Source organism: Curtobacterium sp. L1-20 (assembly GCF_048755855.1).
Taxonomy (GTDB): Bacteria; Actinomycetota; Actinomycetes; order Actinomycetales; family Microbacteriaceae; genus Curtobacterium.
Window position 1 is genome coordinate 150,001 of the sequence record NZ_CP151472.1, and the last position, 18,453, is coordinate 168,453.

General features: G+C 65.3%; 15 protein-coding genes and 2 pseudogenes. 11 read left to right on the forward strand and 6 right to left on the reverse strand.

The window, feature by feature from the left end:
* Positions 1-123: 123 nt before the first annotated feature.
* The 5 genes and pseudogenes from AAEP86_RS00765 to AAEP86_RS00785 all read left to right on the forward strand — a co-directional run bounded on the left by AAEP86_RS00765 (position 124) and on the right by AAEP86_RS00785 (position 7,616).
* Positions 124-3,273, forward strand: coding sequence for a DUF7507 domain-containing protein (locus AAEP86_RS00765; RefSeq protein WP_420366957.1), 3,150 nt, complete (start codon positions 124-126; stop codon positions 3,271-3,273).
* Positions 3,274-3,598: 325 nt separating this feature from the next.
* Complete coding sequence (locus AAEP86_RS00770; RefSeq protein ID WP_420366958.1) at positions 3,599-4,618, forward strand: ATP-binding cassette domain-containing protein; 1,020 nt, start codon at positions 3,599-3,601, stop codon at positions 4,616-4,618.
* Positions 4,615-5,463 carry an ABC transporter permease gene (locus tag AAEP86_RS00775; protein WP_420366959.1) on the forward strand — a complete coding sequence of 283 codons (849 nt, stop codon included), beginning with the start codon at positions 4,615-4,617 and terminating at the stop codon, positions 5,461-5,463. The genes AAEP86_RS00770 and AAEP86_RS00775 overlap by 4 nt, the downstream gene beginning before the upstream one ends.
* A gap of 929 nt (positions 5,464-6,392) precedes the next feature.
* Positions 6,393-6,724, forward strand: a pseudogene (locus AAEP86_RS00780) (recombinase family protein); the annotation flags it as partial.
* A gap of 217 nt (positions 6,725-6,941) precedes the next feature.
* A complete protein-coding gene (locus AAEP86_RS00785) occupies positions 6,942-7,616 on the forward strand; it encodes a hypothetical protein (protein WP_420366960.1) in 675 nt (224 codons plus the stop codon).
* Between the two features lie 1,229 nt (positions 7,617-8,845).
* On the opposite strand, the gene AAEP86_RS00790 is transcribed toward AAEP86_RS00785, so the two are convergent.
* Together AAEP86_RS00790 and AAEP86_RS00795 are read right to left on the reverse strand one after the other, a co-directional pair.
* Positions 8,846-9,028: a hypothetical protein gene (locus tag AAEP86_RS00790; RefSeq protein WP_420366961.1), complete on the reverse strand. Its 183-nt coding sequence runs from the start codon at positions 9,026-9,028 to the stop codon at positions 8,846-8,848.
* Positions 9,029-9,045: 17 nt separating this feature from the next.
* On the reverse strand, positions 9,046-9,678 hold the full coding sequence (locus AAEP86_RS00795; protein WP_420366962.1) for a hypothetical protein: 633 nt from the start codon (positions 9,676-9,678) through the stop codon (positions 9,046-9,048).
* A 32-nt stretch (positions 9,679-9,710) separates the two neighbouring features.
* On the opposite strand from AAEP86_RS00795, the pseudogene AAEP86_RS00800 reads away from it, so the two are divergent.
* From AAEP86_RS00800 to AAEP86_RS00810, 3 genes and pseudogenes are all read left to right on the forward strand, one after another.
* Positions 9,711-9,926: pseudogene (locus AAEP86_RS00800) on the forward strand (helix-turn-helix domain-containing protein); the annotation flags it as partial.
* Positions 9,927-10,152: 226 nt separating this feature from the next.
* On the forward strand, positions 10,153-11,628 hold the full coding sequence (locus AAEP86_RS00805; RefSeq protein ID WP_420366963.1) for a YecA family protein: 1,476 nt from the start codon (positions 10,153-10,155) through the stop codon (positions 11,626-11,628).
* Between the two features lie 88 nt (positions 11,629-11,716).
* Positions 11,717-12,238, forward strand: coding sequence for a hypothetical protein (locus AAEP86_RS00810; RefSeq protein WP_420366964.1), 522 nt, complete (start codon positions 11,717-11,719; stop codon positions 12,236-12,238).
* Between the two features lie 369 nt (positions 12,239-12,607).
* On the opposite strand, the gene AAEP86_RS00815 is transcribed toward AAEP86_RS00810, so the two are convergent.
* Positions 12,608-13,555 (reverse strand): hypothetical protein, encoded by a 948-nt coding sequence (locus tag AAEP86_RS00815; protein WP_420366965.1) that lies wholly within the window; start codon positions 13,553-13,555, stop codon positions 12,608-12,610.
* A gap of 701 nt (positions 13,556-14,256) precedes the next feature.
* On the reverse strand, positions 14,257-14,820 hold the full coding sequence (locus AAEP86_RS00820; protein WP_420366966.1) for a GNAT family N-acetyltransferase: 564 nt from the start codon (positions 14,818-14,820) through the stop codon (positions 14,257-14,259).
* Positions 14,821-15,033: 213 nt separating this feature from the next.
* Between AAEP86_RS00820 and AAEP86_RS00825 the strand changes: the two genes are divergently transcribed.
* Together AAEP86_RS00825 and AAEP86_RS00830 are read left to right on the forward strand one after the other, a co-directional pair.
* Complete coding sequence (locus tag AAEP86_RS00825) at positions 15,034-15,603, forward strand: glyoxalase superfamily protein (protein ID WP_420366967.1); 570 nt, start codon at positions 15,034-15,036, stop codon at positions 15,601-15,603.
* Positions 15,604-15,672: 69 nt separating this feature from the next.
* Positions 15,673-16,104 carry a bleomycin resistance protein gene (locus AAEP86_RS00830; RefSeq protein WP_420366968.1) on the forward strand — a complete coding sequence of 144 codons (432 nt, stop codon included), beginning with the start codon at positions 15,673-15,675 and terminating at the stop codon, positions 16,102-16,104.
* 112 nt (positions 16,105-16,216) lie between these two features.
* Here the strand turns inward: AAEP86_RS00830 and AAEP86_RS00835 are convergent, their stop codons facing one another.
* Positions 16,217-16,741 (reverse strand): hypothetical protein, encoded by a 525-nt coding sequence (locus tag AAEP86_RS00835; RefSeq protein ID WP_420366969.1) that lies wholly within the window; start codon positions 16,739-16,741, stop codon positions 16,217-16,219.
* Positions 16,742-16,787: 46 nt separating this feature from the next.
* Complete coding sequence (locus AAEP86_RS00840; RefSeq protein ID WP_420366970.1) at positions 16,788-16,964, reverse strand: hypothetical protein; 177 nt, start codon at positions 16,962-16,964, stop codon at positions 16,788-16,790.
* Between the two features lie 660 nt (positions 16,965-17,624).
* Here AAEP86_RS00840 and AAEP86_RS00845 point away from each other — a divergent pair.
* Positions 17,625-17,975 carry a hypothetical protein gene (locus tag AAEP86_RS00845; RefSeq protein WP_420366971.1) on the forward strand — a complete coding sequence of 117 codons (351 nt, stop codon included), beginning with the start codon at positions 17,625-17,627 and terminating at the stop codon, positions 17,973-17,975.
* Positions 17,976-18,453 lie beyond the last annotated feature (478 nt).

The window sequence follows — 18,453 nt, forward strand, 5'->3', positions numbered from 1 at the left end:
GTTCGGCGTCCCTCCGGTATGCGTAGCGCAACCGGTCCCCGTGATTCTGCTGCAGTCGACGGCGTACCGTCACAGCCCTGGCGCCGCATGATCAGTGCTGCCGTGACGGCCACTATTGCTGCCGTGGTCGGAGCAGGGTCACTGCTGATCGTGCCGCCGGCAGCTGCCGCACCTGGGGACCCGTTCCCAGCCGCCGACCCGCTGGTGTTCGTCGCGCAAGGGGTGCCGACGCAGCTCTACGAAGCGACGACGAATGCTGCAGGGGATGTGTCGTTCTCGGCGATCGGGTCGCCCGCACCGGTGACGTACAACGCGATCTCGTACAACACTGCCGACAACTTCCTCTACGGCATGGTCGTCACCGGAACTGACGACATCCCCACGGGATCGTTGATCCGCATCGGTGACGGCGGCGTAATCACCCGTGTCGGATCCAACACGTTCGGAACGGCTCAGGTCACCGGGGTGTTTGGGCCAGGCGGATACCTCTACGAGATGGCCAACCACACCTCGACCATCAACGTCATCGACGTCACCACCGGCACCCTCGTCCGCACGCTCAACCTCAGCAGCGAGGTCGATACGCCAGATCTCGCCTTCGTCGACGGGTACTTTTGGGGCGCAGATAACGCCACCACCGGAACGTCTACGATCACCCGCGTCGACCCCCAAACCGGGACCGTCACGGTGTTCACGTCGCCGCTACCTGCCGGCACCTACGGGGCGGCATGGACCTTCGGGAACGGTAACCTCGGACTCTCCCGCAACTCGGGTGACGTCGTCCAAATCAGCATCACCAACCCCGAATCAGCCGATCCCAAGTTCATGTTGGTCGCCACCAGCGACGGCCCTGCCAGCAGCAACAACGACGGAGCCGCGTCGCCGGGCCTCCCGACGGACCTCTCGGTTGTCAAGACGGGTCCTGCAGCGACGGTTCCTGCTGGTGGAACCGCGACGTACACGCTGACGGTCACCAACAACGGGCCGGGTAACTCCAGCGGCTTCGTCGTGAACGACACCGTCCCGGCACCGCTGACCAACCTCGCGGCGAGCTCCGACGCTTGCACGGTCACCGGGAACGCGGTGCAGTGCATCGGTGGCCGTCTCCCCGCGGGGCAGTCCATCACGTACACGATCACTGCGACGGTCCCTGCTGGCGTGACCGCGTCGGTGTCGAACACCGCGACGGTCATCCCGAACGAGCAGGACCCGACCCCGGGCAACAACACCTCCACCACGACGGCGCCGCCCGCCGGTATTGGCATCGTGAAGCGAGCCGGAACGCCGGTCGATGTCAACGGCAACGGTCTCGTTGACGCTGGCGACACGATCCAGTACACGTTCAACGTCACCAACACCGGACAGGTTCCCCTGACCGGCGTCACCGTCAACGACGCGAAGGTCGGGGCAGTCACCTGCCCGGCGACGACCCTCGCCGCCGGCGCCGCTGAGACCTGTTCCGCAGCGTCGACCTACACGATCACCGCTGCAGACGTCACCGCAGGTGCTGTCAACAACACGGCCACCGCGACCGGCACCACCCCGGACGGTCAAAACACGACGTCGACGCCCTCTCGGACGTCCACGCCGACCACCGCGGCGACCCCCGGTATCTCCATCGTGAAGTCCGCTGACCCCGCCACCGGCACGCTCCGCGCCGGCGATGTGGTGACCTACCACTTCGCGGTCACCAACACCGGCAACGTGCCCCTCACCGGAGTCACGGTCAACGAGACCGCATTCTCCGGCACCGGGACCGCCCCGGACGCGGACTGCCCCGCAACCACCCTCGCTGTCGGCGCGCAGATGATCTGCGAGGCGACCTACACGTTGACCACGGCGGACGTCGACGCCGGCGAAGTGAACAACACGGCGACCGCATCGGGCACCCCGACCGGTGGGACGCCGATCACCTCGTCCCCGTCGAACGTGACCGTTCCGGCGCCGGCCGCACCCGGGATCGCTGTGGTCAAGACCGCGACCCCGACCGTGGTCGCGAAGGCAGGGCAGACCGTGACGTACTCCTTCCGTGTCACGAACACGGGCAACGTCACGCTCACGAACGTCGCACCGGTCGAAGGGAACTTCTCCGGCACCGGTGACCTCGGCGCGATCACCTGCCCGACGACGACCCTTGTCCCGGGCCAGGTCGTGACCTGCACCGCCCCGTACACCGTCACGCAGGCCGACGTGAACGTGGGCACCCTGACCAACACTGCAACCGCCTCAGGGAACACTCCGGGCGGGGGCACCGTCCCGCCGCCGCCCGGCTCGAGCACGACCGTCGACATCCCCCGCACGCCGGGCCTGTCGGTTGTGAAGAGCGCTGACGCGGAGGTCGCGAAGGTCGGCCAGGTCGTGACGTACTCCTTCGTCGTCACCAACACCGGCAACGTGACGATCACGGACCCGACGGTCACCGACACGGACTTCTCCGGCTCCGGGGACCTCTCCGCGGTCGACTGCCCGTCCGGGGCGCTCCAGCCCGCCGCGAAGATCACCTGCACCGCCACGTACACGGTGACGCAGGCCGACGTGGACGCTGGACGCATCAGGAACACCGCCACCGGCACGGGCAAGGTCCCCAACGGGGTGACCCCGCCGGAGGTGCCCTCGAATGAGGTCGTCGTCGGCACTGACCCGGTGTCGCTGCTGACCATCAAGAAGACGGCGGACACCAAGCAGGTCACTCGAGCCGGACAGACGGTCACCTACTCGTTCCTCGTCACGAACACCGGCAACACGACGATCACGGATCCGGTCATCACCGACAGCGCCTTCACTGGTCACGGGGATCTCTCGAAGATCACTTGCCCCGACACGGCCGCAACCCTCACTCCCGGGGAGGCGGTGACCTGCACTGCGACCTACAAGGTGGTGGCAGCGGACCTCGCAGACCGCGGTGAGCTCTCGAACACCGCGACAGTGACCGGGAAGACGCCTACAGGTGGTTCCGTCACCTCGGGCCCATCCACGGTGAATGTGCCCGAAGTTCCCCCGACGACCCCGGGCGGTCCGACCTCCACCCCAACTCCGACCCCAACTCCGACCCCGACCCCCGGGGACCCCGGAACTGGGACACCTCCGGGCCCGGGGCCGCACCCGATCGGTGGCGGCACCAGCTCGGGTAACCCGGGCGGCTCGCTGGCCTTCACCGGAACCGATTTCGTCGGCCCCGGCATCGGCCTGGCGCTGCTGCTGCTCGCTCTCGGTGGCACCGTCCTGATCCTCCGTCGCCGCAACCAGCACGGCGACGAACAGGACAACACCTAACCCCTTCGGGATCCCGCCGGATCGGACGCCCCCACGGAGCGTCCGATTCGGCGCCTAGACCACCGCCCGCGAGGTCATGAGGATGCAGTACCTACCCAGGTAGCGGATGCCGGTGGTGCCGCGGAACCCCTGCATAGGGGGAACTGGACTTGGTGTGAAGCGCCGTCACACCTTCCGGCATGACGCGTCCTTGCATGTAGAGAGCTTTTCCGTCCGGGAGGATGCCCAGCCCGGGTCCCGTCACCTGGTTTCGGGCTGTTCAAGATGGAGCGCGGTATGAGGAGAACAGTTGGAACTGCAGCAAGCACGAGGCGGTGGTTCTGAGATGTCGCTAGAGCAACGTCCTGACAATTCGGCCATCATCGAAGCCTCCGGGCTGATCAAGACGTACCGGTCGAAGTCCGGTCCGGTCCACGCCCTGTCCGGGCTCGACCTGTCCGTCCCGCAGGGCACGGTCACGGCATTGCTCGGGCCGAACGGCGCCGGGAAGACCACCACGGTCAAGGTCCTCACGACCCTCACCACGCCGGACGCGGGGTCGGCGACGATCGACGGGATCGACGTCGTCGCCGACCCACAGGCCACCCGGCGGTCGATCGGCGTCTCGGGGCAGTACGCGGCCGTCGACGAGAACCTGACCGGGTCCGAGAACCTCGAGATGATCGGGCGGCTCTACCACCTCGGTCGTCGCACGGCGCGCGAGCGCGCACGGGAGCTCATCGACGTGTTCGACCTGTCCGAGGCGGGCGACCGTCCCGTGAAGGGCTTCTCCGGCGGCATGCGGCGACGCATCGACCTCGCGGGCGCCCTCGTGATGAACCCCCGCGTGCTGTTCCTCGACGAGCCGACCACCGGACTCGACCCGCGCAGTCGTCTCGCGCTGTGGGGCATCATCGAGGACCTGGTGGCCGAGGGCGCGACGGTCCTCCTCACCACCCAGTACCTCGAGGAGGCCGACCGGCTGGCCGACGACATCGCCGTGATCGACGACGGCCGGGTCATCGCCGAGGGCACGGCGGACGAACTGAAGGCGCAGGTCGGCGGACACCGCGTCGTCGTGACCCTGGTCGACGAGGCCGACCGCGACGCGGTGACCACCGTGCTGCGGCGGTACGGCGTCGGCGACGTCGAGGCCTCGGGTGACGGTCGGACACTCGGTGTCGCCGTGGACGCGGGGCCGAGCGCGCTGCAGCGGGTGCTGGCCGACCTCGGCGACGCGGGCATCGAGCTGCACGACGCGGGCATGCGCCGTCCGACGCTCGACGATGTGTTCCTCCGGCTCACCGGGCACGCGGCGACGGCGGACGACGACGCCACGGTCGAGCACAAGGAGCCGGCACGATGACCGCCACCACCCAGGCCCTCGGGCGGCAGCTGCCCGTCGTCGTCACCTCGCCCGTCGCGATCTGGTTCGAGGACGGCTGGACGGTCACCAAGCGGAACCTCATCAAGATCAAGCGGTCGCCCGACATGCTCGTCTTCGCCGTGCTGCAGCCGATCATGTTCGTGCTGCTGTTCAGCCAGGTGTACGGCGGGGCGATCGCGGTCGAGGGGACGGACTACACGCAGTTCCTGATGGCCGGCATCTTCGCCCAGACCGTCGTCTTCGGTGCGACGTTCTCCGGGTCGGCGATGGCGCAGGACCTGAAGGAGGGGCTGATCGACCGCTTCCGCACGCTGCCGATGGCGTCGTCGGCGGTGCTCGTCGGGCGCACGAACTCCGACCTCGTGCTGAACGGCATCTCGATGGTCATCATGATGCTGACCGGTCTCGCCGTGGGCTGGCGGGTGAACTCGTCGCCGCCGGAGTTCCTGGGCGGGATCGGCCTGCTGCTGTTGTTCAGCTACGCGTTCAGCTGGGTGATGGCGCTCCTCGGCATGAGCGTGAAGACCCCCGAGGTGATCAACAACGCGTCGTTCATGATCCTGTTCCCGCTGACGTTCGTCTCGAACGCGTTCGTGCCGAGCGACACCCTGCCGCTGGTGCTGCGGGTGTTCGCGGAGTGGAACCCGGTGTCGTCGCTCGTGCAGGCCGCCCGGCAGCTCTTCGGCAACGTCGGCTCGGCTCCGGTGCCGGACATCTGGACCACGCAGCACCCGGTGACGACGGTCCTCGTCGGCATCGCGGTCATGCTCGTCGTGTTCGTGCCGTGGGCGGTCAGCAAGTACACGAGGATCAGCGCGAAGTAGCGGCAGCACCGCCGCGTCGGTGAGCGTGATACGCGGCCGCGGGGCTCATGCCACTGCTGAGGTGGCCACGGTTGCTCCCATATGCGATCGGTGGCGGTGATGGTGGCCGTTGTCCGTACTTCACCGCGAGTATGGCCGTGGCCTCGCGGTCAGGGGTATTCGATGATCGTGTCCTTCCATCTACACTCCGATCGACTGGTGATCGGACGTGCATTTTGCATCATCGCGGGGACTGGACGACGTCCTTCGGTAGTGACCGAGACGCGCAACTCACCGGCCGAGCAGGGCTTCCCGCATGTAGAACGCTTTCGCAGCACCGCTACGGGGTACCCGATCGGCTTGAGCTGCTCGTGCCCAATCGGTGCTGATCATTCTCACGCGGAGTGGCGGGCCCGATTTCAGAACAAGGCTGGGCGTGGGCCTGCGGTTCCGGCTCCTGGAGCGGCCGATGCGTTGTGGGGGAGGAATCGTGACGGAGTGTGGCGGTTGACCGTCCAGCAGCAGCTGGTGGGCATGGTCGCGCTGGTTCGCGGCCGGTATGATGTTAGAGGCCCGGATGGAGAGTACTTCGCAGCGTTTAGCAGCCTCTTGGATGCGAAGCAGTTCCTCGAAGCACAGCACCGACGCTGACATTTTCAACGTCGTCACTCATGCTGTTGATGCGCACTCCGCAGTGTCCTATCACCGCCACCAGCGGGAGCTGCGCATACACGCAAGCTCACTGCGCTTGTCCGCTTAGCGGCGTACGAGGATGCGCTCAACGTAGCCGTTCACTACCAGTCGTGGCGTTGCCCGCGAGGGCCGAAGACGGTGCGATTATTGCGGCCCTTGTGTCATGCGGACGAGTAGAAAGACCAGCAGCAGCCGAGACGCCTGGTAGCCGATCGATTAGCGGCGGGCTTTTTTTTGGGGGGGGGGGGGAGAGCGGGGGGGTCGGGTTCCGATCGCTGCAAGAGACGATCGACACGACCTCGCCCGGTGGCCGGCTGGTGTTCCACGTCTTCGCCGCTTTAGCTGAGTTCGGGCGGGATCTCGTTCGAGAGCGAACGCATGCTGGGCTTGCGACGGCTCGAGCTCGGGGCCGGACCGGTGGTCGGCCGCCTGCGCTGTCGGCCGATCAGGTGCGGACCGCGCGGCGGTTGTATGAGCAGCAGGACATGACGGTCGCGCAGATCCGCGATGTTCTCGGACAACGGTGTACCGAGCGCTTCGGCGAGATAGTGAGTCAGTCGCGGGGTGGCGCGGGAAGACGATTGGCTGACGGGTGAGCAGGATCGTGCGATTGAACGGGGACGATCAGGCGACCGGTCGTGTTTGGTCGGCGTGTCGAGTGCCTCGAGATCACGACGCAGGCCGAATAGATGAACAGACCTTCAGTTTCCACACTCGCTGAGAAAGGAAGGCACTCAGGCCCTCGATAACTTGCTGAGCAACAGCCCGGGGGGAGAGGGGCTTCCTCCGTGTCTTTGGGAGAACTCATGCTGAACAAGAACCGACCCAAGCTTCGTCTACTGGCGAGCGCCGGCGCCCTCATCGCGGTGGCTTCTGGCATCGTCGTGCCTGTCTCGTCGGCGAACGCCGCGACCGCCGGCAGCGCCATCTTGAACTCGTGGGAGGACTACAAGGGCCGCAATGTGTTTGTCCGCGAAGGTGCCTACGACGCGGCAACGGCTAAGGGCTTCGGGATGAAAAAGATCCGCACAAAGCACAACATCAAGCTGATCAACTCGCTGAAGTTCGCCACGAACAACCCCAACGGTGGAACCGCGAAGGGGCAGAAGCGTCAGTACGATGCGTGGGCCAACAAGCTCGAGTGCGTGAACGGCAAGAACTGCAAGTACACCGACAGTCGCCCGTTCCACGTCGTCATGGACTACCGCAAGGTCGGCGTCTACTACGGCGTCGACCTCCACAAGACGACCCTGGGCGTCGCTACCGCGTACTGCACCAACGAAGACAAGGCGCACGACTGCCCGAGCTGGGTGGACTCCGCGTTTCAGAACCCCGTTGACCGCGACTCAGGCAAGCGCGCCGCCGTGCAATCCGACACCAACGCCGACATGACCGCGGACTCCGTGACTCTCAGCTACCAGCCGCTTGGGCCGGTCACCGAGCCGTCGACGGGGGAGTCCGGGCTCGACGCCGACGACTGAACGTGCTTCCATCGTGAACATGTCATACACGACCTCTGATGCTCGACGCGCCTACACAAGCGCGTTCGTCTCAGAGTTGCACCGCCTCTTCAAAACTGACGCTCATTGGAACCAAGACATGCACTGGGTCGCAGGACGAGCACTAAGCGACGACGTCGCGGTTGTGCTCTACCGCGATCGCACAACCGGGCCCATTCTCGGACGTCGATATATCATGTCTGAGCAGCGAGCGCTGTTCAGCGACAACAGTGCAGAAGCCGTGGCCAGAGAAGCGTGGTTCGGAGACCTAGTGGACCCTTCCGGCCCTGGCGAATTGCGCGCCGTGGATTGGGCCGACGGTCTTTGTGACGCTCCACGAGACGTCCAGTGGATCGGGATTACACCGTAGAACACGTGGCATGCGGGGAAGGGGCGGGGAGCAGCGAGCTCCCCGCCCTTTGTCATATCCGGCCCACCGCCGCGTACCCCCGATCCGCTATCAGCCGCCTCCGTCGACGTCCAACGGCAGCATGGCGCGATGCTATGACCGCTTGGCGATCGGCTGGCGAGACGGGTCGCTGCGCCGTCACCCTCGACGCTTCTCGAGCGTGAGTCTGCGCTCGCGTGGATCGAGAGAGCGGAACGTGGACGCAGCGTGTTGCCGATCCCGTCTCAAGGGCCGCCGACACGCGTAGGGACGCGGCCTCATCCACTGTTGTTCCGGCGGCCCGGAACCGAGCGCGTGTCTCTTCCGGCTCGTTCCTCACGCCGACCAATCGAAGGAGACACCTCGTGTCCGAGAACTCAGCACATGTCACGCTCGACCCCAACGGTTCGCTTCGCACGCTGGTCCTGCAGGAGCAGGGTGCCGCTGACGTTGCCCTGACCGTCCGCGGCTCTGCGCCGGAACGGCTGCGGTATCTCGGACGGACCTGAGCAGCAACCCACACTCGCCTGCATCGTCCGATGGCATCGGATGGCTACGCCTACCGAATCGCATAGCCCTCGATACTCGAGGCAGTCCAATCCCGCGTTCGCGTCCCCTCCAGCCGAGGTCGCTCGACGGCGCTCGGAGCGCGCGACGCGAGAACCAGGACGAGCACTGGGGCCCCCCTTGCGCTGCACCTCCCGGGTGACATTGCTAGCAGCAGGCATGCAAGCCACTTCTGTGACGTCTCGATAGCCGATCCGTTGCGCCTGCGTCGTAGTAAGAGCGTGGGCCCGACCGGTTGGTCGGACCCACGCGATTACTAGTGATGCGGGGGTATACGCCAGAGCGTGATGCAGCCGGCTAACACCAGGAACGGTCCGAGGACCGCGATGGGCAGCGGCGTCGCTGCAGCGAGCAGGGTGAGACCGATGATCGCGAGCCCCACGACGATGAGGAACGCGGCCGTCGGTCGTGCCGCTCGTGCGGTGGTGTGCGCTGACATGGTGTCCTCCTCCGCGGTCAGTAGACGAAGTTGAACGGGGGCGTCGACTTCTGCAGTTCTAGCTGGGTACCGCTGGTGCTGACGGACAGGCCGCCCCAGGATGCGGACACGGATCCGACGGAACCACCTTCGATGGCATCGTACGTGAACTCGGCAGCACCGTCGTAGTGGTTGAGCGGGCAGCTGAGCCCGTTGAGGAAGACTGAGGCTGTCCCGTAGTGGGCCAAGTTCTCGAATCCACTGGTTCGGTCAGCAATATTCCACACTGGTGCGTGCGTGGTTGCGCCGCCGTCGCGGAGGGTTCCAAGGTTGGTGTCTTTGTTGTCGTAGTTCCAGGTGCTGATCGATTCGTGCTGGAGCTTGACGCACTTGTCGATGTTGAACTGGAGGCTCGCAACGTCGATCGGGGTGGTCTGGCCCGCGAAGTCCTTCCGGAAGGTCCACCGTCCGTTGAACCACCAGCCGTCGTCGTCGTTGATCTTCGATATCGATACTGAGAACGTGTCGTTGGGAAGTGGGTTGGCATCGGCAACCATCGCCACGTTGGAGCGCTTCGGCGTGAACTTCGCGCGGCTAGCGACCTCCGCAGTGATCCGGGGCTGAGCCTGCGTGCCCGTGATCCATGTGTTCGGCGTGTCAGCGAACTGCACCTCGAGGTGGTGACCGAAGAGCCGCATCCCAGCTGATCCGGGAACGGCAACGGGAGGGCATCGCCCTGGCGAAGCAGCGTGGCGTCTACCGGGGCCGCGCCCGATCCCTCACCGCAGTCCAGGTCGCCGAGCTGCGCGATCGCGCCGGCGCCGGCGTTCCGAAGACCGTGTTGGCGAAGGAGTACGGCGTCAGCCGAGAGACCGTGTACGCCTACCTCCGAGCCGCAACACCACCCGCAGACGAGTGACGAAACAGAGCGTGGTCCGAACCGCGCCGATCAGCGTGAACAATCACACCCTGTCGTCAGACGTCCCACGGGGTGGACATCGAGCGCGAACCGTCTCGTTGAACGACCGGCTAGTGAGGCAGCGCTTGACAAGCTCGCGGGTTGTCAGCGAGCGGAACATTGCCAAGTCGAGCAAGGTTGTCGGTCGCTTTCCATACGGTTGAACCAGGACGAGCGAAGGACACCCATGAGCAGCACTCTAGAAATCATCGACGACTTCTTCGCGCTTCGGAACGCCGAAGATTTCAGCCAAGTGCCTGGTCGCTCCATACGAGAGTTCGGCTCGCAGATCCTGACGAGCTCTCGAGACGTTCCGGCGCACCTCACACCAGAGCGGCAGCCTGTCTATGTTGGTGGCTGGCCATCCGCGAACTTCGGCCTCGTCCACGGCGATCTGCTACTGACAAGCCTGCTGTACAACGAGCAGCTCCTGATCCGCGACCCAATCGCCGACTGGTTCGCGCCTGAGCAGCACCTGGTTGAACACGCACTCGCTGCGCGCCCCGGCTACTGGGATCCGCAAGCAAACCAACCGCACATGCGCGAGACACGGCAGTTCTTGAATGTGGCAATGGCTCATTTGCGGGCTCTGCGTCCTCTCATCGACGCAGGTATCGTCGTGCCTGTCCCCACCGCCCGGCGAGTCTACGAGCAGCGAGTGCCGACTCGACGTCTCGTCGATCGCCTCGTCAGGAACCCCGCTCTGGCACCCAGTCAGTACACCGCGGCTTACTCGCCGGCTGATATACCCGTTGAGGACAACGTCCGCGGCATGTTCATATTCGCATCCGGCCCGAACCCGGAAACTCGTATCGCAGAGTCATTACGCCGAGGACTGACGTACTTCGCCCGCGAGTTCCTTGTCGCCGCCTCCTACGGTGCGACTTACACCGCTGCGTTCGACCATGAGCTGTTCCTATGCAGAACAGGTACCCGCGATTTCGTCAGACCGGCAACGCGCACTAGCGAAGCTATACTTCAATCGGATCTACCGATCTTCTCTGGCCTGACGCCGACGCTGATTGCCAAAGTCCACGACGACGACATGTTCGGACAGTTCCGTGCCGACCTTCACGAGCTCTATCAGAACGCACCGGTCAACGGGACGCAAAGTGACCTGGCGGCGTACGTGTCAGATCAGGAGCGCACTCTGCTGCAGCCCCGGCTGGACGAGGCGCGCAAGGCGGCTGACCGAGGCGTACTTCAGCGAATCGGAGCTGGGCTCAACGCTGGAAAGTTCGGGATCGCTGCCGGGCTGGCAATCGACCTGGCCCTACAATCACCGGGCCTGGCTACCGGATTGAACGTCGCTCGCGAAGTAGCTAACGGCTTTCTCGACGCCCCGAGAAAGCAAGGTTCGCAGCGAGTCTGGTCGTCATTGATCCGCCATCATCGATCCGTCGGCGTCGAGTTGCGGGACTTGCAAGCAAAGCCAGGCTCGATAACAGGATGGGCAGTGCCAACAGAACCGTCGATGGAAGTGACGATCACACCCGGAACCATCATCCATGACTTCGTCCCGCAGCCAAATTCGGTACCTCATGCAACACCGTCCGGTTACACCGCAGGTGACTACCGCCCATGTCCGTGCGGCAGCGGGCTGCGATATCGATTCTGCTGTGAGGAGCCGGACCGGCGCGGACCCATCGTGGTGTCCGCTTGACTTGCTTCTTCGGTGGACTCGGCTCACGTTAGTTCCGCGCAAATCCTCGTCACCTTCGCTGTCGCGCCCACAAGAGGGAGAGGGACCTATGCCAACGCAGCCTGAAGTTGCATTATTCGAGACCCTACGACGCCGCGGTCGGCTGTACGACCTGAGCCTGCACTATCCGATCCCGATGCCAGCGTTTCACCACGGCCACGTAGAGGTCGACATTCACGGTAGGTACGACCGTGTTCAGCACGTCGTCGTGGAGTACGACGGCGAGTTCTGGCCCGGGGGGCCGGCAGACGTTTCGGATGCACACAAGACTCGCGCCCTACTTCACGCCGGTTATCTCGTGGTGCGCGTACGCGATCACTGTGATGCGCTTCGCCTGCGGCAGCCGGGACTGCTACAGGTTCTCATTGAGGCCGGCCGCACTTTCGAGGAGCACCAAGCCAGTGCTGTCATTGCCAGCATCACTGACTGGCTCGATCATCGCGAATATCGAGAGGCAAGCTACCCGGTGATCCCCGAGGACGCGGCACCGACTCCTCCGAACCGGCGCCCGCGCGAGCCTAGAACCACCGGGGTACGGTTCGATTTCCCGCCTGGTGAGAAGGACGACTGATTGGCGTAACGGTCAGGTGTAGCATTGCACTCTTCGCTTCGGCGGAGGCCGAAGAAGATGGTCGCTATGCCTCTCCTTGTCAACGTCGTGGTGCACCGTGAGGGTCGATTCTGGGTAATCGACATCCCGTCGGCTGATGCCATTACCCAGTCGTACTAGTGGGAAGACATCCGTTCGATGGCGCGGGACTGTGCCGCTGGAATGCTGGACATCCCAGTGAGGCGGGTCAGGATCGGTGCAGTCCGGCTCGCCCCGCAGCCGGACTGGCGGTCCTGGTAGAAGCTTTGCTGGCCCGACCGATCGGCTATGAGACGGAGGAGAGCCAACGACTGGGTTGGGGCACCGGCTCCGTCGCAGCGATCCCTGCCCTCACCAGTCGTCGGGGCCGAATCGGTTCCCGTACGTGTCGAGCACAAGCGCGATGCTGTTGCGCTCGTTCTGGCGGAGTTCGAGGGGGCGGAAGAGCGCCTGTGCGTCGCTGAACGACCGCAGCCCGGTGCCGAGGAGCCAGATCGTGCCGACTTCGTCGTCTGCCTCGAGGAAGGTTTCGTGGTTCTCTTCGATCCAGTTCAGTGACCAGGTTCCGTACCCGTTGTAGTCGTCCTGGTCGCGCCGCCAGTGGTCGCCAAACGAGGTTCCTGCGGTGGCTTCTCGTCCGGTCCAAGCGTGAGCCCATCGGCGCTGGTCGCCGGCGATGAAGTCTTCTCGGGTGAACACTGTGCACCATCGGGGTGACGAGTCTCGCCGTGCGGCGGCGGCTGCCGCCTTGGCATCCTCGATGTCCTGTAGCCGAGCGGCCTCCGCTGCTGCGACCTGTTCTGCTGTGGCCTCGAGCCACTGGTCGACGCGTGCGAGTTCGGTCCGTACTCGCCTGTGGTCGTCCGCGACGACCCACTGGCGGTCGTGACGTCGCGTCGCTAACTCCTCGTGTTTCTTTACATCGGCCTTGAGTGGGAGCATCTGGTCTCCGATCCAACCAGCTGCTCGCGCGATGGCGGGGCGCTCGCTCCGAGCGGCGCGACGATCAGTGATCGCCCGCTCGAGCGCCTCGCGAGCTGCTTCGGCCTGCTCCCACCCTTGTTCGACGACAGCCCGCATGCGATCCGATTCCGCGTCGAGCTCACGCTCGACCATGGCGAGGTCTTTCCGATACCGGGGATAGGCCAGGTGCTCGGCAAGCTCCAGGTCGGGCGTGACGTTCTCCCTGCCGTTGTCGTATGTCACGCCGGTGAACGCCCTCAGCTGCCTCACTGCCTCTTGGAAACCGGCAACCTCGCCGGCCTTCCGGGCGCTCTGCATGTCCCTCTCGTTAGCCATGCCTAGACCGTACAGTCCACCCCGGACGGTCAACGATCGTCTATCGGGACGGTGGGAAGGGCCAGTCGTCGGGATACGAATACGGGACCGCCACTACCTGGCAGGGGCGGTCGTAGGCTTTCGACATGACCGTCGTCACCACGATGACATCCGCTCGGGAGTTTCCGCGCTCTGTGGAAGTCCGGACGCTCTACCAAGCAGCGGCAGGACAGCCCCCGCTCTCTGAACCACCCTCCTTCGCCGAGCTCTTTGCGTCGCTCTACCAGGGAGCGATAGAGCGTGAGCGGGTGGTCGCGACGACCGCTCGCGATGCCGGTCGACTCGTCGCGTTCTCCTACGGACACCCGTGGCAGTGGGAGGAGCAGCGATATCCTTGGGCGGATGAGCTTCGAGAGAATCTGGGGGATGAAGCGCCGAAGCTCGACGGCTCTGTCGCACTGAACCTCCTTGCCCGAGCACCAGGGGAGCAGTATCGCGGCTTAGGTCGCAGGGTGCTCGTCGAATGGCTTCGAGCGACCGAAGGCGCCCCTGCTGGTTGCAGACGTCGAACCTTGATAGCCCAGCGAGACGGCTCTACGTGTCACTGGGTTTCGCTGCGATCGGCCACGGACCCGCGGCGCCGAACGGCACACCGGGGCTCGTGCTCTTCAAGCTGGCCGCCGACCCCAGATCTCGATAGCCGATCGGCTATCGAGCGCCTTTCACCTGCTTGGTTGTTCGTTGCGGGTTGGGTGTTCTGAGCGCAGGAGTGCCCAGACTTGCTTGTCGTGGAACACGCCCCCGTTGAGCCATGCCCCGCGTAGCGTGCCCTCGAGGTGCATGCCGAGCCGCTGGGCGACCGCGGAGCTTCGGACGTTGTCCGCGCGGCACCGCCACTCGGCGCGGTTCAGTCCTCGCTCCCGCAAGGCCCAGTCGAGCAGGGCGCTGGCCGCTCGGGTGACGAGCCCCCGACCTTCCGCGGCCGGCTCGAGCCAGCATCCGATCTCGCAGACTCCTGCAGCGGCGCTGAAGCTCACGAACATCACCCCGCCGACGAGCTGGCCGTCGTGCCAGATCCCGTACAGCCGCGCCCCGTCGGTGGCAGCGGAGTTCGCGTAGCGGGCGAGCGTCGACCGTGCGCCGTGGACGGAGTCCGTCACGAACGTTGGTCCGACCCAGGGGCGGATGTGCTCTCGTGCACGGTCGAGGTGGGCGGCGAACATGTCGGCGTGCCACACCTCGAGGGGACGCAACTGGGCTGTGGGGCCGAGGGGGAGCGAGAACATGGAGCCAGGGTCGCACAACGGCCACCAGGCCTCGAAGGCTTGGACCTCCCATGCCGGATCAAGTGCGGGGGGTTAGAGTGTTCGCGGCTTCGGTGGCCAGCCCCTGCATCCGGTGAACACCGACGAACCAGCTCCACTTCATCAGGTTGATCCCGATCCGTCCGCGATCCCTGGCAACGCAGGAACCAGCGGTCATCGCGCGATTGGAACGTCGTGATCACGATCGAAGAAGCGAAGAAGCTCGCCCGAGAACTCAGCACCGGCACGGATTGCACGCACTCGGCTGCTCTTGAGGCTGCCGCCCACGCAGCCGGGTACCGGGACTGGAACACCATGTCTGCGCTGGCTCGTCGAGAACCACCCGTACCGAGACGCGAGTCGGACGTGATTCCGGTGCTGCGCGTCTTTGACCACGTCGTCGCGCGGGCGTTCTACTGCGATTACCTCGGGTTCGAGTGGCAATGGCAGCACCAGTTCGAGGCTGACCTGCCCGTGTACGCGCAGGTCGCGCTGGGCGGCAAGGTCCTGCACCTGAGCGAGCACCACGGCGATGCCACACCCGGGGCTGCGGTGATGCTCGTCATGGAGGACCTCGACCGTTACCGGGATGCGCTACTCGTCCAGCAGCACCCACGCTCCCGGCCTGGTATCGAGACGGACGACTGGGGGCGGACCATGCTCGTCCTCGACCCGTTCGGCAACCGGCTCACGTTCTGGCAACGAGCGACGCCGTCTGGCCGAGGGTTGATGTCCGATCGGCCCGAGGGGTCACACGAGCGCTGACGACAGGGCGCCCGCCCGCCGATCCCCTACCGGGACTGCCCGCAGGGTGAGGACTGCGACGATGGTCCGGTGACTGAAACTCCCGAACCCTCGCTCGTTCCCGAATTGCTTGTGGCCGACCTGGATCAGAGCATTGAGTTCTGGTGCAACTTGTGCGGCTTCGACGTCGCCTACTCGCGCCCTGAGGAACGCTTCGCGTACATCACGCTCGGTTCCGCGCACCTGATGCTCGAACAAGCAGGCGTGGGTCGGAACTGGATCACGGGGCCTCTTGAGCGCCCGCTCGGCCGCGGGGTGAATCTCCAGATCACGGTGCCGGACTCTGAGGCGTTGGCGCAGGTCCTCGGACGGGGTGGCGTTGAGCTCTTCATGCAACCCGAGACGAAGTGGTACGGCGTCGGCGAGGAAGAGGCCGGCGTGCATCAATTCCTCGTCCAGGACCCTGACGGATACCTCGCGCGGTTCCAATCGTCACTGGGGCGACGAGCAACCGCCCGGTAGACGATCGGCTATCGAGACAGATCGTCTGCCCCGTTCGCGCTGTCGAGTAGTCCTTCAACGACCTGGTGGCCGATCACAAGAGTCTGCCGCGGGCTGTACACGTACCGGACGATCAGATCCGAACGCACTGTGGTGTGGTGACGCTCTTGCCCGTGCCGAGCGACACGCTCATCCGAAGTTCACGTGGGCCGGACGCGGCCGGATTCTGAGCCGTGGCGTAGATCAGGGCGGTGCCGTCGGCGAGCTCGCCATACCAGGTGACAGAACTGCCGGGTTCGATCCAGGCGGGCAGAGCGGGCGAGATGGCGTTGCCCGATGGGTAGTTCACGGACATTCCCTTGTTGCCTTGGCGGATCCCGAAGCCTGTGACTTGGATGCGTGCTCGTCCGGTGTTGGTGACCTCGATGCCGAGCACATCTGGACCGTTCCAGCCTTGTGCTCGCATCGCCGAATGATCGAGGAGACGATTATTGCGTCGTACCGGTCCCACGGCGACTCCGCCGTGGCCGATGACACCGTGCATGAGACGTACACGGACTCTGCCGCCGTTGAGCAGCCACATCGCCACCTGCCATCCCAGAGCAAGTCCGCTCACGACAAGGCTGAAGCACGACACCAACAGCGCCGCCGTGCTCACGCGTTCGCTCCACGGGAACGATCGGCTTCGGGATAGTGATTGGGACTCATTGTCCGTGACGCCTCTTGGGTCGGACGGATTGGGCGAGGCTGAGGACGATCGCGGCGGGGATCACCCAGATGATTGGCTGGTCATGTGACCAAGTTGGCCAGTGCGCCCACACGAGCGTGATGTCGGTCTTCACGGCGTCGAGGAGGATCTCGCCGAAGTTCGGTGACTGCATGTGAGGACCGTAGCTGCAGCCACTGACGAAACGTCACATATGTGCGCGTGGTTGCTTTGCGAGGCGATTTTGGACGCACTCTAGGCTGGGTAGGTGCGCTGTGATCCGCTGCGCGGTACAGTGATCGCACGACGGGCCGGTTACCGGAACGTTGCCAGCCGAAGGCCCCGCATGCGGGGCCTTCGTTCTTTCTAGGGCCACCACTCCCAGCTGTGCTCGACGGCGGGACTGATCTCATTCCACTGCCGCTCGAGGGTACGCTTCGCAGCGGGATGGGTTGTACTGATGCGTTCTCGTCGGTGCCGGCTCGGGTGACCTGGTGGTGCCAGCGGAGGCGTCGCCGCGAGTGTTCGCGGAAGCGTCCCTGTCGTCGAACACCATCCGTGCGTACCGGTCGGATCTTCGACAGTTCGCCCGCTGGCGGGCCGGGTTCCTCGACCACGAGATCTCCGAACCGCACGAGCTCGAGCAGATCGCCAGGGCGCCGGTCGATCCGGCCGAGGTCGCGGCGTTCCTCGCGGACAAGGCCAACGCCGTCCTTCCGGATGGTGGGCAGCGGTACACGCCGGCAACGATCAGCCCTACGTTGCCGCGATCGACTGGGAACACGCCCGCCGCGGCCACATCCCACCCGGTTCCACTCCGATCGTCGACGACGTCTTGAAGGGCATCCGCCGCACCCGGTCGGTGCCGGTGCGACGGGCGAAGCCGATGACGCTCAAGGCGCTGCAGACGACGCTGTTGAAGATCGACGTCGCCGATCTGCAGACCGGCGCCCTGGCGACGCGGGATCAGGCGTTGCTGCTGTTCGGGTTCGTCGGCGCGTTCCGCGAGTCCGAACTCGCCGCCCTTACCGTCGCGGATCTCCGCCTTGTCGACGGCGAGGGCGTCTATGCGAGAGTGCGGAAGTCCAAGACCGACCAGGACGGCCTCGGTCGAATCAAGGGCTGCAGCGGGGCGCGAACCCGGTCACCTGCGCTCCGTGCGCGTTTGTTCGACTCTCTCGGTTGATGGCCGCGCAGGACGCTCGGGGTGAAGCCGGTCTCTTCACCGCGCTCACTGGAGCGAGCCTTGCCGTGCACGTCTGCGCGGACGGGATCGGCGCCGACCGCCTCCCGCGGTCGATGCCGTTCTTCCGCGCGGTTTCGAAGTGGGGCCTGTTTCGCGACACAGGCATCAGCCCCACCACGGTCGGGAAAGCTGTTGCCCGCCGCGCGCACGCCGCCGGGCTGGGGGAGGACGGCTGGTCGGGGCACTCCCTTCGCGCCGGGTTTGTGACCGAGGCACGCAACGCCGGCGCGACGGATGTGGAGATCATGAAGCAGAGCCACCACACCAACGCCGCCACTCTGCAGATCTACGACCGTGAGTACGCTCCTTTGGTCCGCAACGCGATCACCCGGATACGGCTATGGCCGCCCCCGCATCGCGGCCCGACGCGGCACCAGCGCTCGAGGCACATTGGGGTCGGTTCGTCGCATGGTGCACT

Coding starts and splice junctions, on each gene's coding strand:
- AAEP86_RS00770 (WP_420366958.1), top strand. CDS start 3,599: ATGTCGCTAGAGCAACGTCCTGACAATTCGGCCATCATCGAAGCCTCC.
- AAEP86_RS00775 (WP_420366959.1), top strand. CDS start 4,615: ATGACCGCCACCACCCAGGCCCTCGGGCGGCAGCTGCCCGTCGTCGTC.
- AAEP86_RS00785 (WP_420366960.1), top strand. CDS start 6,942: ATGCTGAACAAGAACCGACCCAAGCTTCGTCTACTGGCGAGCGCCGGC.
- AAEP86_RS00790 (WP_420366961.1), bottom strand. CDS start 9,028: ATGTCAGCGCACACCACCGCACGAGCGGCACGACCGACGGCCGCGTTC.
- AAEP86_RS00805 (WP_420366963.1), top strand. CDS start 10,153: ATGAGCAGCACTCTAGAAATCATCGACGACTTCTTCGCGCTTCGGAAC.
- AAEP86_RS00810 (WP_420366964.1), top strand. CDS start 11,717: ATGCCAACGCAGCCTGAAGTTGCATTATTCGAGACCCTACGACGCCGC.
- AAEP86_RS00815 (WP_420366965.1), bottom strand. CDS start 13,555: ATGGCTAACGAGAGGGACATGCAGAGCGCCCGGAAGGCCGGCGAGGTT.
- AAEP86_RS00820 (WP_420366966.1), bottom strand. CDS start 14,820: ATGTTCTCGCTCCCCCTCGGCCCCACAGCCCAGTTGCGTCCCCTCGAG.
- AAEP86_RS00840 (WP_420366970.1), bottom strand. CDS start 16,964: ATGCAGTCACCGAACTTCGGCGAGATCCTCCTCGACGCCGTGAAGACC.